13 protein-coding genes are annotated in these 17,074 nt (G+C 46.0%); 3 read left to right on the top strand and 10 right to left on the bottom strand.

The window, feature by feature from the left end; translation table 11 throughout:
- The first annotated feature begins 286 nt into the window (after positions 1-286).
- A complete protein-coding gene (locus tag ABQ275_RS24605; RefSeq protein ID WP_349315800.1) occupies positions 287-2,272 on the top strand; it encodes a S9 family peptidase in 1,986 nt (661 codons plus the stop codon).
- Between the two features lie 110 nt (positions 2,273-2,382).
- A complete protein-coding gene (locus tag ABQ275_RS24600; RefSeq protein ID WP_349315799.1) occupies positions 2,383-3,159 on the top strand; it encodes an enoyl-CoA hydratase-related protein in 777 nt (258 codons plus the stop codon).
- A gap of 38 nt (positions 3,160-3,197) precedes the next feature.
- On the opposite strand, the gene ABQ275_RS24595 is transcribed toward ABQ275_RS24600, so the two are convergent.
- Positions 3,198-3,899, bottom strand: coding sequence for a porin family protein (locus ABQ275_RS24595; RefSeq protein WP_349315798.1), 702 nt, complete (start codon positions 3,897-3,899; stop codon positions 3,198-3,200).
- 273 nt (positions 3,900-4,172) lie between these two features.
- Between ABQ275_RS24595 and ABQ275_RS24590 the strand changes: the two genes are divergently transcribed.
- Complete coding sequence (locus tag ABQ275_RS24590) at positions 4,173-7,130, top strand: PAS domain S-box protein (RefSeq protein ID WP_349315797.1); 2,958 nt, start codon at positions 4,173-4,175, stop codon at positions 7,128-7,130.
- Here ABQ275_RS24590 and ABQ275_RS24585 read toward each other — a convergent pair.
- The 9 genes from ABQ275_RS24585 to ABQ275_RS24545 form a co-directional block, all read right to left on the bottom strand.
- Positions 7,127-8,836, bottom strand: coding sequence for an ATP-binding protein (locus tag ABQ275_RS24585; RefSeq protein WP_349315796.1), 1,710 nt, complete (start codon positions 8,834-8,836; stop codon positions 7,127-7,129). The two genes, ABQ275_RS24590 and ABQ275_RS24585, sit on opposite strands and share 4 nt — an antisense overlap.
- A complete protein-coding gene (locus tag ABQ275_RS24580; protein ID WP_349315795.1) occupies positions 8,833-9,957 on the bottom strand; it encodes a sensor protein KdpD in 1,125 nt (374 codons plus the stop codon). Before ABQ275_RS24580 ends, ABQ275_RS24585 begins: the two co-directional genes overlap by 4 nt.
- A gap of 30 nt (positions 9,958-9,987) precedes the next feature.
- On the bottom strand, positions 9,988-11,070 hold the full coding sequence (locus ABQ275_RS24575) for a porin (RefSeq protein ID WP_349315794.1): 1,083 nt from the start codon (positions 11,068-11,070) through the stop codon (positions 9,988-9,990).
- Between the two features lie 131 nt (positions 11,071-11,201).
- Positions 11,202-11,765, bottom strand: a complete 564-nt coding sequence (locus ABQ275_RS24570; protein ID WP_349315793.1) for a K(+)-transporting ATPase subunit C — start codon at positions 11,763-11,765, stop codon at positions 11,202-11,204.
- A gap of 25 nt (positions 11,766-11,790) precedes the next feature.
- Positions 11,791-13,836 (bottom strand): potassium-transporting ATPase subunit KdpB, encoded by a 2,046-nt coding sequence (gene kdpB / locus ABQ275_RS24565; RefSeq protein ID WP_349315792.1) that lies wholly within the window; start codon positions 13,834-13,836, stop codon positions 11,791-11,793.
- A gap of 23 nt (positions 13,837-13,859) precedes the next feature.
- A complete protein-coding gene (kdpA, locus tag ABQ275_RS24560) occupies positions 13,860-15,578 on the bottom strand; it encodes a potassium-transporting ATPase subunit KdpA (protein WP_349315791.1) in 1,719 nt (572 codons plus the stop codon).
- A 246-nt stretch (positions 15,579-15,824) separates the two neighbouring features.
- Positions 15,825-16,166 (bottom strand): hypothetical protein, encoded by a 342-nt coding sequence (locus tag ABQ275_RS24555; RefSeq protein ID WP_349315790.1) that lies wholly within the window; start codon positions 16,164-16,166, stop codon positions 15,825-15,827.
- A gap of 258 nt (positions 16,167-16,424) precedes the next feature.
- Complete coding sequence (locus ABQ275_RS24550) at positions 16,425-16,769, bottom strand: DUF86 domain-containing protein (protein ID WP_349315789.1); 345 nt, start codon at positions 16,767-16,769, stop codon at positions 16,425-16,427.
- Positions 16,759-17,052, bottom strand: coding sequence for a nucleotidyltransferase domain-containing protein (locus ABQ275_RS24545; protein ID WP_349315788.1), 294 nt, complete (start codon positions 17,050-17,052; stop codon positions 16,759-16,761). The genes ABQ275_RS24550 and ABQ275_RS24545 overlap by 11 nt, the downstream gene beginning before the upstream one ends.
- Positions 17,053-17,074: the final 22 nt, after the last annotated feature.

Below are 17,074 nucleotides of genomic sequence, written 5' to 3'. Positions count from 1 at the left end.
GAAATTTGGTGCAAAAATACTTACAATTTACCGGATTGACCAAGATTGACCAAGATGGCCAGGATCACCAGGATTTTCCGGATGGGTGTCATGCTATAGTATTTAATCAATACCATATAAATAACAGCAATAATTACCCGCAAAAACCAAACAACATAACACCCATCCGGAAAATCCTGGTGATCCTGGCCATCCTGGTCAATTTCTTCCTACATTTATACGATCCAAAACAACCTTTCAGCTCATGTATAAACCTTTTTTACTGACAGGATTATTAATTTCTACTATGGCTACAGCCCAGAACAAGATGACACCCGAAATGCTATGGCAATTGGGCCGGGTGAGCGGAGAAGCAGTGAGTACAGATGGCAAGACCGTTATCTACAGCGTATCCCAGGTTAATATTGCAGATAATAAAAGCGAGAAAAACCTCTATTCCATTCCCCTTGCAGGCGGCACTCCACAACAGCTCACGCAAACACCGGAAGCTGAAGGCGATGTAGCCGTGTTACCAGGCAACAAAGTTGGCTTTTCTCTGAAAGGCCAGTGGTGGGAGATGAATACCGATGGCTCCAACCCGGTACAGAAAACCAATGTAACCGGCGATATGCAGAATATCCGCATCTCTCCCGATGGCGCCCACATCCTGTTTTCCAGGGATGTGAAAATAAAAAAGATCACCGGTGTGGATGTGTACCCTGATCTTCCCAAATCCAATGTACTGATCTATGACAACCTGAACTATCGTCACTGGGATGCCTGGGAAGATGGTAAGTTCCAGCACGTTTTCTATGCCACTTATAATAACGGAGAAGTAGGTACGCCGATAGATATTATGGCAGATGAACCGCACGACTGCCCGCAAATGCCCTCCGGTGGCGCCGAAGATATGATCTGGAGCCAGGATGGTAAAAGCATCCTGTATGTATGCAAGAAGAAATTCGGCAAAGAATACGCCCTCAGTACCAACACCGATATTTACGAATACGACCTCGCTACCAAAAGTACCCGCAACCTCTCCGAAGGCATGATGGGATACGATGTAGCACCCGCCTTCAGCAAGGATGGTAAATACCTCACCTGGTTAAGTATGGCCCGCGATGGTTATGAGGCAGATAAAAATGATATTATCATCCTCAACCGCGCCACCGGCGTAAAAACCAATGTCACCAAAGGTTGGGATGGTACTGTATCTGCGGTACGCTTCAGCAACGACGGTAAAAAGATCCATTTCCTGGCCATTATAAAAGGAACAGAACAACTGCTGGAAATAGCCCTGCAAAAAGAAGTAGCGAAAACAACGGAGAAGCATATACGCCAACTTACTACCGGCGACTTCGATATTACCGGCTTCGTAGCGCAAACAGGCAATACCCTGGTGGTATCCCGCACGGATATGAACCATGCCACCGAGCTGTTTACAGTAGATCTGCGGACAGGCGCACTGCAGGCTCTCACCCAGGTCAACAAAGCCACCTACGATAAAATAGGCATGTGTAAAGTGGAAAAGCGTTGGGTAAAAACAACCGATGGTAAGGAGATGCTTACCTGGGTTATCTTCCCTCCCGATTTCGACCCTGCCAAAAAATATCCTACGCTGCTGTATTGCCAGGGTGGGCCACAGGCTGCATTATCCCAGTTTTATTCCTATCGCTGGAATTTCCAGTTAATGGCTTCACAGGGATATATTGTAGTAGCGCCCAACAGAAGGGGCATGCCAGGCCACGGCGTTGAATGGAATGCCGCTATCAGTAAGGATTGGGGCGGACAACCCATTCGCGATTACCTGAGCGCCATTGATGATGTAAGCAAAGAAAGTTATGTAGATAAAAGCCGGCTTGGTGCCGTAGGCGCCAGCTATGGCGGATATTCTGTATACATGATGGCCGGGGTACACGAAAACCGTTTTAAAACTTTCATCGCGCATGACGGCCTGTTCGACCTGAAAAGCTGGTACGGCACCACGGAAGAACTCTGGTTCGCAAACTGGGATATCGGCGCTTACTGGGATTCCGCCAATGCCAATGCTTACAAACATTTCAACCCAAGTGAATACGCCAATAAATGGAACACGCCTATCCTGATCATTCAGGGTGGTATCGACTACAGGGTACCTGTAGAACAGGGCCTCCAGGCTTTCCAGCTGGCACAGCTGAAAGGCATCAAAAGCAAACTGCTCTACTTCCCGGAAGAAAATCACTGGGTACTGAAACCACAAAACGCCCTCGCATGGCAAAGAGAATTCTTTAGCTGGCTCAAAGAAACACTATAAAACATTTATGAATTTTGAATTTGGTTGTTTAGGTATTTAAAAATGCTGTTTAGGTCACCGCTGCATTTTTCAAATACCTAAATAACCAAATAACTAAATCCCAAAATATCATGGTTGCTTTATTACTGGATATCGAAGGTAGCATTGCTACAATCACCTTAAACAGGCCGGAAGTATACAATGCTTTTAATGATGCACTCAGCTATGAATTGCAGGAGGCGCTGAAACAGGTAGAAAAAGATGACTCTGTGAGGGTGGTGGTACTGACTGGTGCAGGCAAAGCCTTTTGCAGCGGGCAGGACCTGAAAGCATCCATGGAAGAGGGCAAACGTAACCTGGGCGAGTCGCTGCGCAAACGTTATAATCCTGTTATACGTGCGATCCGTAATATGCCAAAGCCGGTTATCTGTCAGCTGAACGGGGTGGCAGCAGGAGCGGGGTGTTCCCTTGCCCTGGCCTGTGATGTGATCATTGCCAGTGAAACGGCCACCATGATTGAGATCTTTGTCAACATTGCGCTGGTGCTGGATTCCGGCTCTTCCTATTTTCTCCCCCGTACAGTTGGCTACCACCGGGCATTTGAACTGGCTACAAAAGCCTCCAAGATCACCGCCGCGGAAGCACTGCAAATGGGGCTGGTCAATAAAGTAGTAGCTGCTGCCGATCTCAGTGAGGCTGTAAAAGCGGAAGCAGCATACTACGCTGCCGCACCTACGAAAGCCATTGCACTCATGAAAAAGATGCTCACCAAAGGCATGACGGAAAACCTGGATACAACACTGGACTATGAAGCCTATTGCCAGGAAATTGCCGGCAACTCAGCCGATCACCAGGAAGGGACCAACGCTTTCCTGGAAAAACGTAAACCCCTGTTTAAAGGGGTTTAGTTATTAAGAAGGTCATATAAAATTACTTCCGGGGTAGCTTACAGTCCGCTCAAACAGATCCCGATCTGGTACGGTCTGATATCCAGGTTGCTATTATCTTTCAACATCGGATTCAGAGAATAAGCGCCAAACAGGGCAAAATTGCCATAACCTACGCGGCCGGTAGCCGAGAAACGCCATGGGTTGAAGAAGCCCTTGTTAGCATCTTTATCAATATTTTTACTGCCGTTGGCACCCGTTGTTTTAGCCTTGGTATGCGCATCTACCAGCGCACCTACTTTCACGCCCAGTGCTGCCTTGAAGCCTTTGTTGGCATTATCAGGCACCTTGCGGTAACGTAATTCTATCGGAATTTCCAGATAGGTAGTCGCTACTTTAACCTTCTTGGAAGCAGTGCTTACAGGGAAGGTAGCTGCACTAGGATTGCTTTTTCCTGAAATATCAAAGGTGTGATCCTTCAGGTATACGCCACTGGTACTAACACCCAAACCTGCTGCCACACTCAGCGGAGATTTCTTGAACGGGAAGTCGTACATCAGCGCAACATTGAAGCCCCTGTTGAGACCCGTCTTCACGCTGTCCGGCGCTCCTGCCCAGCCATCATAAGATAACTGGATCATTAAAAAGTCCCTGGAATGGGTGGCTCTATTCACCGCCTTGTTCATCGGAGAACCGCCATCCTGTGCAAACACACCTATAGAAACAGCTATCAGACCAAGGGTAAAAATTATTTTTTTCATAAAATATTAATACTTAGGAAAAAGAATATTAGGCAAATTTAATGGAATGATTGTAAAAGCATTGGTTAAAATATTGCAAAAACATGTTCCGTATTAAACCTTCCGACGGCGGAAGTTACACAAAAAGTAATATTGACATCATAATCTTTCCATGTTACTGAACAAGATGAACAACAATATTGGTGTAAAATATCCTTAATTTCAAATAAGAATCCTTTACCAAGCACATAACCCCTGCCAATTCTTGTATTGAGTCTGTGAAACGCAATCAAAATGAGAAAAATTGTATACACCGTCCTGTTCCTGGTAGTGGCTGTGCTCATGGCGCTCAGCGGCTTTGTCTTTTATGCCTGGATGGTGCAGAAAAGAACAAAAGACGCCGCCACATGGATAAAAAACAGCCAGATCATCACCGATCAGGCCCGCGCCATTGCCTCCCTCGACAATAGCTACACCTACAACACAAGAGGGTACCTCCTCAGCAGCGACAATACCCTCCCTCCCCTGGAACGCACCATACCAGACAGCATACAACAGCTCCTCCAACGGCTGATGACGCTGGAGCAAAATAATACTGCACAGGAAAAAAAACTGGTTACAATCCAGCAACTGCTACAGGAAAAAGTGACCTACACCAGGATGGTACTGCAAACCGCCACGCTGCAACCGGAAAAAGCAAGACAACTCATCAGTGCTCCCCAAACAACAACACGCAACACCAGCATACAAAACCTACTCAACAACTTCCTGCAAACAGAACAACAACTGCTCATCCAAAGGGTAGACAAAGATTCCCGCTACACCAACTACTCCTTCTGGTTTACATTGCTCATCAGCATCTTCACGCTCATTATTTTATCTGGCGAAGCCAGATATATATTTAATCTCTTTAAAAAAATAAAAACCTGGGGCAACAACCTGTTAAAAAGTGAACAATCATTTAAACGGCTTGCGGAAGAAGCAGAACAAATTATCTTCAAAGCCAGCAGCAACGGCCACTTCACCTATGTAAGCCAACGCGCGGCAGACATTACCGGCTATCCCGGTCACGCCCTCATAGGAAAACATTACTCCATTTTCCTGGAAGATGAGGTGTATGAAGACCTCCAGGCATTCTACCAACTACAAAAAGAAAGCGGGGAAGATTACTCCTCCAAAGAGTTTGAAATCATTACCAAAACAGGCGCAAAGAAATGGGTGGAACAACTCGCCACCGTTATACGCCACGACGATGGCACCGTAAAGGAATTTCAATGTATTGTAAAAGATATAGATAATGAACGCAGGAATGATGAACACCTCGCATACCTGCAAAAGCGGCTGGAAGCCATTCTCGACTATATGCCCTCCATGATGTTCGTGAAAGATATGCCCGGTAAATACCTGCTCGTAAATAACCGCTTCGCGGAGATAATGCAGGTAGACAAAAATGATATTATCGGTAAGACAGATGCCGATCTCGACTACCCCTGGATAGCCCGCTATGCAGAATCAGACCGGAAAATATTGGCAGGAAGCGGAAGGGAAAAACTGGAAGAAACTATTACCGCAAATGGTAAAACATATCATTTCATGATCACCAAATTCCCTTTGCGCAATGCAAATAATGAGATGATCGGAATATGCAGCATAGGAACAGATTTTACGGAAAAGATGAATTACATCCGCCAGGAACAGGAGGCAAGACAGCTGGCCGAAAATGCAAAAAAAGCACAGGAAGTATTTCTCGCCAACATGAGCCATGAAATCCGTACGCCCATGCATGGCATCGTGGGTATGACCCACCTGCTATTGCAGGATGGCTCCCTCAGCGCACAACAGGCAGGATATGTAGGCGCTATCAGGAAATCGGCCTCCAACCTGCTGGTGATCATCAACGAAATTCTTGATTTCTCCAAAATTATAGCCGGCAAACTGCAAGTCAACAGTGAACCCTTCAACATCTATGAAGTAACAGATAACACTTTATTTCCGCTGAAATTACAGGCAGAAAAAAAGAAAATTTATTTTTTTACAGAGATAGATAAAGACATTCCCGCTCACCTCCTGGGCGATGCGGGACGACTCAGCCAGGTACTGATCAACCTGGTCGAAAATGCCATTAAATTCACCAATACCGGGTCTGTCAGTGTAAAAATATCGCTTGCAGGCACAGACAAGGATAACTCCCGGATACAATTGCGTTTTGAAATAAAAGATACCGGCATAGGCATCCCTGCAGATAAACAAAGTATCATCTTTGAGAGCTTTTCCCAAAGCCATAGCAGCAACAACCGCGAATTTGGCGGCACCGGGCTGGGACTGGCCATCTGTAAGGAACTGATAGCATTGCAACATGGCGTCCTCGGCGTGCAGAGTGAGGTCGGCGAAGGGTCCCTGTTTTACTTCGAACTACCTTTTACCAGGAACCCTTTTCCACCACCATCCAAACAGGAAAGAAGCCCACGCAGCATAGCCGGGAAACCACTGCTCGGAAAAACAATCCTCGTAGTAGAAGACAATACAATAAGCCAACAGGTAGCCTTGTATACCCTGCAATATGGTGGCGCCAATGCCGACATTGCAGGCACCGGCAACGCAGCCCTGGAATTGCTAAACAGCAAGCCATATGACTGCATCATTATGGATCTGCAAATGCCCGGAATGGACGGCTACGAAGCCACCCGCATCATCCGCAACACTGGCATACAAACCTGCGTAATAGCCGTTACGGCTTCCGCACTGGAAGGAGAAAAAGAACGCTGCCTGGAAGCCGGCATGAATGATTATGTTTCAAAACCCTTTGAACCCGAAGAACTGTTCCAAAAGATCCTGATGGGTATCGGCGAAGCCGTACCCCACCCGATAGAAAAACAAAAAACCGCTGCTATGCCACTATTGCCGATTGATTTCAAGTTTGTTTTTGAAATGGTTTCCAATGATAGAGAAAATGTGAAACTACTCCTGGAAGAGCTGATAAAAGTTGTCCCCGAAAAACTCGCCGAATTAAACGTACTCGTTCAGGAAGAAAAATGGGAAGACGCTTTTATGCTGGCACATCAACTAAAGTCCAACTTTGATATTGTGCGCATGCACGAAGCCGTACAACTTGCCCGCAGCGTAGAAAGAGACGCCCGGTTACAAAACAACCTCCAGGAAATACCCCGGAAGATAAATGAAATGGCTGCACTCTTCAATCGCTACAGACCACTCATTGAAGAACAGGTGAGGAAACTCACTGCATCCTCCTAAGCAATGGGCAACGTAAACCAGAACAGGCTGCCTTTACCTTCTTCACTTTTTACACCAATAACACCACCTTGCGCTTCAATAAATTCTTTTGAAATAGCCAGCCCCAAACCGCTTCCTTTATGTCCCTTCATACCCGGCACCTGGAAAAACCGCTCAAATATTCTGTCACGGAAAGCAAGCGGAATTCCTTTGCCAAAATCCTGCACCGCAAAAGACAACATATTTGTAGCAGTAACCGTTACCGTTAGATCAATGGATGTTCTGGCCGTAGAATAACGGATGGCATTCGTCAGCAGATTCACCAGCACCCAGGCTGTTTTTTCCACATCCGCAATTACCTGCGGCAGCGTATCCGGTACCTGCTGCCGGATAGTAATTTCCCGCTGCGCCGCTTGCTGCTGCACGGTATCCATAGCATATTGTACGATATTCAGCGCCGCTACCGGCTGCGGTTGTAGCTGGATATTACCACTCTCCACCTGCGACAGGTCCAGCAGCTCACTCACTATTTTAATCATACGCCGGTTATCCTGTTTCATGCTCTCAATCAGTTCCCGTTGTTCTTTGGTGAGATGTCCGGTGCGCTCATCTTCCAGGATTTTAATGCTGAAATCAGAAGAGGCGAGCGGCGTTTTTAATTCATGCGAGATTGTTGCGATGAAATGCGTTTTAGCGAGATCATGCTCCTTAAAAGAAGTGATGTTCTTCAATATAACGACATAGCCTAAACGTTTTTCTTCATGCCGGATGTCGGCTACTTCGCGGGTAAAGAAACACTCTTTGCCATCAACAACTATTTTTAAGGGTACATTCTCCTGTGTGTTTACCAGGAAATTCAGCAGGTCGTTGTGTTTTCCCACTTCTTCCGCGGCGTGTCCCACCAGTTCTTTCTCCGGTGTATTGAGCAGCTGCAAAGCCTGCGTATTGGCAAACAGGATCGTATTTTTCACATCAAAGCCGATGGTGGCATCTTTCAAACTGCTGATCACCGCTTCCGCACGTTGCTTTTCAAAAGTGATGCGTGCCAGGTTACTATGCTCATAGTCATCCAGCCGCTGCGCCATTGTATTGAAGGCCGTGGCGAGCTCCCCGAATTCATCACCTTTATTAAAATACAACCGCTTGCTGTATTGCTTGTCTGCAATGCCTTTGATACCTTCTGTCAGCTCATGGATAGGATTGGCTATATAGCCGGGGAAATTATATACAAAGGTGAAGCCCAGCAAAAAACAGATACCACTGATAATGGCAATATACACCAACGCATTATCTGCTGTATGTTTCACCCGTTCATGCTTACCTACTATTGCTGCCATATTGAGATCCATGATCACAAAAATGCTTTTCTTCATGGCAGCAACATCCGCATCGCTGTTGTGGAGTGAATCCGTTTTTATCCGTTGCAACAGTTTTGTCAACTCATTTGTAGCAGCTGTTTCTCCCGGTTCTGTTTCATTATGCTGTTGTTGTTGCAGATTTTTTGAGATGGTTTCAAGGGCAGCATTCCGGTTGACAGATAGTTGTTCCAGCGCCACCAGCATATTCTTGGCGTATTCAAGTGATTCATAGTTATCTTTCAGGATAATCTTTGCCTTTTCGTTTAGCCCATGGAGATAGTAAAATCCCAGTGCGCTAACTAACAGCAACATAAGATAGAGGAATAATACCCCCAGTGTGATCTTCGTTTTTAACCTGAGTGTGCTCATGATAATATGATAAGATCTATATCGTTGGAGGAAAGTGTTTTCAACAACTGGTTAAACAGGCTAGTCCGCACAATAATACGAAAAAGACTGATGTGTGGCTTTCCGATGCATACCGTTGTAATCCGCTTATCCACTGCAATATTAATGATAGCCTCCGATATGCTGGCATGTTGCTCCCGTATTACCTCTGCGCCCAGTTCTGTGGCCAGTTTCAGGTTATTAATAAGATGCCGCTGCGCCGCCAGTGCAATCTTATCCGCACTTTCACCGGGTGTTTGTACATACAACACGAACCAGTCCGCATGATAGTAAGCTGCCAGCCGCGCCGTTTTGCGGATCACTTTCCGCGCCACTTCATCATTAGTAGAAATACAGGCAAGAAAGCTTTCATGCCGCATCTGCTGACTACGGGGAATTTCCGTTTCTACTTTCCGCTCTACCTGTGTGGTTACTTCTTTCAGCGCCAGCTCACGCAGTTGCAGGATCTTCTCCGCCTGGAAGAAGTTGCGCAACGCCATCTCTACTTTCGACTGATCGTAGATCTTACCTTCTTTCAAACGTGTGATCAGCTCGTCGGCAGTCAGGTCGATATTTACCACCTCGTCGGCCATTTGCAGCATGCTGTCTGGAACCCGTTCCGTCACTTCCACGCCGGTGATGGACTTCACCTGCTGATTTATACTTTCAATGTGCTGGATATTAACAGCAGATAATACATTGATGCCGTTGTTCAACAGCTCCATAACATCCTGCCAGCGTTTTTCATTTTTGGAGCCGGGGATATTGGTATGCGCCAGTTCGTCCACCACCACCCATTGTGGCGATAGCAACAGGATGGTATTGACATCCATTTCTTCCAGCATCTTGCCTTTGTAGAATACCTGTTTGCGTGGTATAGCCGGTAAGCCATCCAGCAGGGCATGCGTTTCCGCACGCCCATGTGTTTCTATATAACCTATCTGGATATTGATACCGTTTCTCAACATGGCATGTGCTTCCTGCAACATGCGGTAAGTCTTTCCCACACCGGCGCTCATGCCGATATAGATTTTGAATTTACCTCTTCCTGCGCGCCCTGCCAGGTTGAGATAATGTTGTACGGTATGTTCTTTTTCTGTCATGATGGTATTGCCAATGGCTATACGTTTTACTTAAAACCATACTGCCAGCGAAGCCGTTACCGCAGTATTTGTATTTTTCAGCTCTGTTCCTTTCATAAAGGTCTGGTCTTTGCCATCAAACATCCTTCCTTCTATTCTGAACATTACATTATTAACAGGCGTAAAATCCAGGTTCAGCGAGTAGCCGGTAGTCTGAAAACCTTGCTGTGTACCGGTATTGATAACCACCCCATTTTTATCGTTATAATGTTCTACACGTCCTGCTATCGCAAATTTATCGGTGAAGATGTAACGCGCAATTACAACAGGGCTATACCAGCTATCCAGCCCACTTTTCCCTTTTTCCTTTTGTTGTAGTCCGTAATCGAATCCGGCAATAAAACTGAACTTATCTGTGATATTAAAGGTACCATAAACGTTGTTAAAGTAGCGCATACGGCGGGTGCTATCCGGGAAGTCATTACCAATATACGTACTCCAGTTAAGCAATATTTTACCGGTGGGTTTGAAGGTAATCTGTGTGCCGAAGTTGGGTGTCTGATTGCCATCTACCCGTTTAATGCGTTGCCACCCGTTGAGGTACATGACTGAAAACAGCCACTTGTCATCCAGTGTCCATGTTACTTTGGCGCCGGTTTCATAGTAGGGTGAATTTTCCGCCAGGATGCTGCGGGTAAGGGTGTAGCAATCTTTACCGATGGCGCTTTCAAAGCCTATATGTGCAGGCATGATCCCGGCATCTATCCACACGTTGCGGCCTACACGTATACCAACATTGGCTTCATATACATGCCGCATCAGTTCCGGCTCGGCAGCCAGGTTATACTGTGCATAAGTACCCGCCATCAGGCCCACATTAGCTCTTACACGATCAGCACTATAGCTGGCTTTGATCAGCCCCAGGTTCAGATTCATTTCGTTGTGCCGGTTAAAGTTATACAGGAAACCGGGCTTCAGATGGTCTGCCGGTTTATTCATATCATAGCTGTAGTATACTTCTGCATATCCTGAAAAGGTTACTTTACCTTTCTCTTTTTCTTTGTCCGTTACTTCCTGGGCAAAAGCGGTCACCGATGCGGACAAAGCGCCTGCAAGGAACAATAGTTTTCTCATCTTGGGTTTCTTTTATTCATGGGAAGATTTACGATGTTGGAATTTTTTGATTTTGAGATTTGGTAAAGGAGATAAGTGCGAACGATGTAAACAGCTTCGCAGATAAATCCGTAAATCAAAAAATTCCAACATCATTTTGTTTCGTCTAATGCAATATTCAGTTTCAATACATTTACAACAGCGGGTCCGAAAAGCCCCAGTACAGGTGCTTTCGTGTTGGCATCCACTAATTGTTTTACCTTATCTTCCGGAATGCCTCTTGCTTTGGCAATACGGGCTATCTGTACGTAAGCCGCTGCCGGAGAGATGTGCGGATCAAGGCCGCTCGCAGATGCGGTGACCATTTCAGCAGGAATATTTTCTTTCTTTACGGTAGGATTATGTACCATAAAAGAATCGATCCTTTCCGCTACTGTTTTCAGGTAGTCAGGATTACCGGGTGCCTTATTGGAACCACCGGAACCGGCAGCATTATAGTTTACTGTACTTGGCCGTGGCCAGCAATATTTATCTTCCGTAAATTTCTGTGCTATATTTTCATACCCTACTATTCTTCCATTATGCGTTACCGTTACACCATCTCCTTTACCGGGCGCCATCTTGGCTACCGCAGCAAGGAACAGGGGATATAAGCCCGCCAGTAATACGATCAGAAGGGCTGTCAGTTTTATAGAGGGCCAGAGATACTTTTTCATAATTATACTTTTATCAATTTATCTGTTACATAAGAAGCGCGATCAGCATATCGATCAGCTTAATACCAATGAAAGGGGCAATCAGGCCGCCCACACCATAGATCAGCAGGTTCCGGCGAAGCAGTGCGCTGGCGCCGATAGGCCGGTAAGCCACGCCGCGCAATGCCAGCGGAATAAGCATAGGTATAATGATAGCATTAAAGATCACCGCACTCAGGATCGCCGATTCAGGGCTGTGCAGCTTCATAATATTGATCGCCTGCAAAGCGGGGATAGCCGCTACAAAAAGTGCCGGTACAATAGCGAAATATTTAGCTACGTCGTTGGCAATAGAAAAGGTGGTAAGCGTACCGCGTGTCATCAGCAACTGTTTTCCTATCTCCACAATTTCAATCAGCTTGGTAGGATCATTGTCCAGGTCCACCATATTACCTGCTTCTTTTGCCGCCTGTGTACCACTGTTCATAGCCACGCCTACATCGGCCTGCGCCAGTGCCGGCGCATCATTGGTACCATCGCCCATCATCGCTACAAGGCGGCCTTCCTGTTGCTCTTTACGGATGTAGATCATTTTATCTTCCGGCCTTGCTTCTGCAATGAAATCATCCACACCGGCTTTGGTAGCAATATATTTTGCTGTAAGCGGGTTATCGCCGGTTACCATCACCGTTTTCACGCCCATCTTCCGCAAACGCTCAAAACGCTCGCTGATCCCGGGTTTAATAATATCCTGCAATTCAATAACGCCTTGTACTTTGCCGTTGAGTGCGACCACCAGGGGGGTACCGCCATCCTTTGAAATCGTCTCTACTTTTGTTAGTGTTTCCTCCGGAAATTGAAACCCTTGTTTTTCTGTCAGTCTTTTGATGGCGTCATAAGCGCCTTTTCTGATATGGTTACCATCCGGCAAGTCGATGCCACTGCTGCGGGTTTCCGCCGTAAATTTCACGAGGGTAGCACCCACTACTGATAATTTACTGATTACATCTTTACCGGCCAGTTCCACAATAGATTTCCCTTCCGGCGTTTCATCAGATAGGGAGCTGAGTGCGCAGAGCTCAACAAATGCTGCTGCATCCACACCATTGGCGGCGTAGAAGTTGGTGGCCTTGCGGTTACCGATTGTAATGGTGCCGGTTTTATCCAGTAACAATACATCGATATCGCCGGCGGTTTCCACGGCCTTCCCCGATTTGGTGATCACGTTGGCACGCAACGCACGATCCATACCTGCAATACCAATGGCTGATAACAAGCCGCCGATAGTGGTAGGGATCAGGCAAACAAACAGGGAGATGAAGGCCGCAATCGTGATCGGTGTTTGCGCATAATCCGCGAAGGGTTTCAGCGTTACACACACAATAATAAATACCAGTGTAAAGCTGGCCAGCAAGATGGTTAACGCAATTTCATTCGGCGTTTTCTGGCGGCTGGCGCCTTCCACCAACGCAATCATTTTATCCAGGAAAGACTCACCCGGCTCCGTACTTACCCGCACTTTAATGTGATCAGACAATACTTTGGTGCCGCCTACCACACTGGATTTGTCGCCACCCGCTTCGCGGATCACCGGCGCACTTTCACCCGTGATGGCCGATTCGTCAATACTGGCAAGTCCCTGCACAATCTCGCCATCGGCAGGAATAATATCTCCCGGCTCGCATACAAATATGTCGCCCTTACGCAGCAGGGAGGAGGATACTATTTTTATCTCGTTGGTAAAGATCTCACCAATCAGTTCTACTTTTTTAGCCGGTGTTTCTTCTCTCGTTTTACGCAGGCTCTCGGCTTGTGCCTTTCCACGCGCTTCCGCAATGGCTTCCGCAAAATTGGCGAAGAGTACTGTGAGGAACAGCACGATAAAAATAAGCAGGTTATAACTGGCACTGCCCTGATCCGTATTCCCGGTGATCAGCGAGTACAGCGTCACTATCAGCATAACGATGGTGCCTATTTCCACGGTAAACATCACCGGGTTTTTTATCATCCGTTTCGGATGTAGTTTCACGAAGGATTGTTGCAGGCTTTCCATCAACAGTTCCCGCGGAAACAATTTATTATCTTTCTTCATGGTAGTTAGTCATTATTGGTTTATCATCTGTACAGGGAAAAGTATTCTGCTAAAGGGCCCAATGCCAGCGCAGGGAAGTACGACAGTGCTGTCAGTATAATAATGACGGCAAATGTCATGGCGCCGAAAGTGAGCGAATCTGTTTTCAGCGTACCCGCAGCGGCAGGAATATATTTCTTGGATGCCAGCAACCCTGCAATAGCCACCGGGCCAATGATAGGCAGGAACCTGCCCAGGATCAGCACAAAGCCGGTAGAGATATTCCAGAATACATTACCATCTCCCAGTCCTTCAAAACCGGAGCCGTTGTTGGCATTAGCAGAAGTATACTCATAGAACATTTCCGAGAACCCGTGATAGCCGGGGTTATTCAGCCAGGATGATGGTTTCACCACCCAGTCCGCATCCGGATGATGCGCCAGTACCCAGGATGATAAAGCCGTTCCGGCAAGGATAAGGAAGGGAGATAACAGCGTGATGATAGCGGCGATCTTTATCTCGCGCGCTTCCAGCTTATGCCCCATTAATTCTGGCGTACGGCCTACCATCAGCCCTGAAATAAATACAGCAATGATGATGAAGATGTAATAGTTAAGGATACCAACGCCACAACCACCATAGAAGCAGTTCAGCAACATCCCTAACAGTTCCATCATACCGGTCATAGGCATCATGCTGTCGTGCCAGCCGCATACGGAGCCGGTGGAGATAATAGTTGTTACGGTACTCCAATAACCGGTGGCCGCAGGCCCGAACCGCACTTCCTTTCCTTCCATAGCCCCCGTGGCCTGTTGTATACCCATGTGCGCAATAGCAGGATTTCCGTTCATCTCTGCCTGCATGGAGGGGATCAGTAAACAGACCATCCCAATGGTCATGATACCAAAAATGACGTACGAGAATTTGCGCCTGTTAACAAACATGCCCAGCGCAAACACCATCGCAATAGGAATGACTACCTGCGCAAACATTTCTGTCATCCAGGTGACATAGTTGGGGTTCTCCAGCGGATGTGCGGAGTTGGCGCCGAACCAGCCACCACCATTGGTTCCCAGGTGCTTAATGGCAACAAATCCTGCTGCCGGTCCGCGTGAAACCTGAACGGTATCGCCCTGCATGGTGACAACCGTGTCTTTACCCGCATAGCTGGCAGGCGTTCCATTGAAGAGAAGAATGAGCGCCAGCACAATACTGATAGGCAACAGTATTCGCGTAATCGTTTTCAGAAAAAACTCCCAGAAGTTACCCAGCTTCGTAGCCGTTTTTTCTTTCATTGCCTTGAACACTACAATCAGTGCAGCAATACCCGTAGCAGCACTTACAAATTGCAGGAATGCCAGTACAAACAACTGCGTGAAATAGGTAACACCTGTTTCACCGGAATAGTGTTGCAGGTTACAGTTGACCAGAAAGCTGATGGCGGTATTAAACGCCAGATCAGCAGACTGGCCCGGGTTTCCATCAGGATTGAGTGGTAATTTATCCTGGAACATCAACATAAAAAAGGCATACACAAACCACACAGCGTTGATGGTGAGAAGCGCCTTCAGGTGCTCTTTCCAGGTCATCTCTTCTTTCGGATTGATACCTGCTATTTTGAAGAACAGGCGTTCCATCGGCGCCATGAAATCAGACCAGGTCTTTTCCCCTTTGAATATTTTTACAATGTACCTCGCCAATGGCCAGGCCAGTAACAGTGTTAGCCCATAGGTGGCAATAACGCCTAATATTTCTGTTGTCATTTCTATAGTTAGTTAAAGAGCTTTTGCGTGTAGCCGTAGGAGTAATGCGGCTCACTTAGAATTTTTCGGGCTTCAGCAACACGTAGATCATGTAGCCGAAAACCAGTATTGATAGCACAAATAATGCGGTCATCGTTCCAGTGTTTAATTAGATCTTTTCAAAAAAATCTACTGATTTAAAGAATAAGGCAAAGCAGGCTAATCCCGCTACTACCAATAGCATTGTCATGATCATAAAAGATTTTTTTAAATAGCGATGGTTTGTAAATGTTGAATCCTGACTGTCCGGAGAGATATCGGAAGTAGTGCTTTATGCTGCATACCGAGCAAAGGAGACAGGGCATACATAAATACGCTCTCAATAGCATTGCGTAACAGGCTGCTGCCGTTTCGGTATAATACACCTGCAATGGTAAAACAACGCTTTACTTCCTGGAGTTGCTCTTCCCGGATCATCTTGCCCGTATAGTCAGCAAACGTATGAATCACTTTACAGATCCGTTCTGTTGTCGGGAGCTGCTGCATAGGAAATGATAATCCGGGAATCTGCAAACCAATTAAATGGGAGATTTTTGAATCTGGTAACATATGGATCAAATGTTTTGATACAGTACCAGCGATACCAGCGGAGTGCCAGCAATAAAAAAAGCGTTGCTAAATAGGCATAACCACCTGTTTATCAACGCTATAAATTTAAATCAGCAAAAAGGAGAGGGGTATGCCATTGCTGTTTGCCATGCAGAAACTGAAGGGTGGATGCAAAAAGTGAAAGGTGATGCTATAGCCGCATAAAAAAAGTGAGATATTCTCGCCGGAGGGCAAATAAATATCTCACTAAAAAAAATATTATATATTATCGAGGATAAAATCTATCCTTTCTTTTAATACAGGTAGATCAGTTTCAACAATCTGCCAGATAACTTCCGCATCTATTCCAAAGTAATCATGTACCAAAATATGCCTAAGCCCAATGATCTGACGCCATGCAACATCAGGATAATTTTCACGCAATTCTTTGGTAAGCAGGTTAGCCGCCTCTCCAATGATCTCGATCTGCTTTACTGAAGCAAAGCGCATCATGGAGTTTTCAATGAAGTCTGAAAGAGATTTGCCAGTAGTATAGCTTTCGATTTCCTTTATTGCTTCCGCAATATGCTGTAACCTTTGCTTATCACCCATTCTACCTCTCATAGATCAATTGTTTTTCAGAATCTACAAAAGGAAGAATAAACTTTGAAAGTGCTCTTTCTGAAATAAGGTCTACTTTTTTTTGCAATTGCTCTTCAAGATCCTGTTGCATTTTAATAAACCCTAAACCGATATATTTAGTATAGTCCAACTCTACCAGTATATCAATATCACTGTTTTCATCCGCCTCATCTCTTACCTGAGATCCAAACAGAAAGGCTTTCTTCACAGGTTGATCTGCAAAGTACTGCTGAATTATTCCGATATCTTTTTGGGAGAGCTGCATAAACCAAATTTAAGCCTTATTC

It is taken from the genome of Chitinophaga sp. MM2321 (assembly GCF_964033635.1).
GTDB lineage: Bacteria > Bacteroidota > Bacteroidia > Chitinophagales > Chitinophagaceae > Chitinophaga.
The sequence above is the reverse complement of the archived record's forward strand: the minus strand, read 5'-3'. Positions and strand labels throughout refer to the sequence as shown.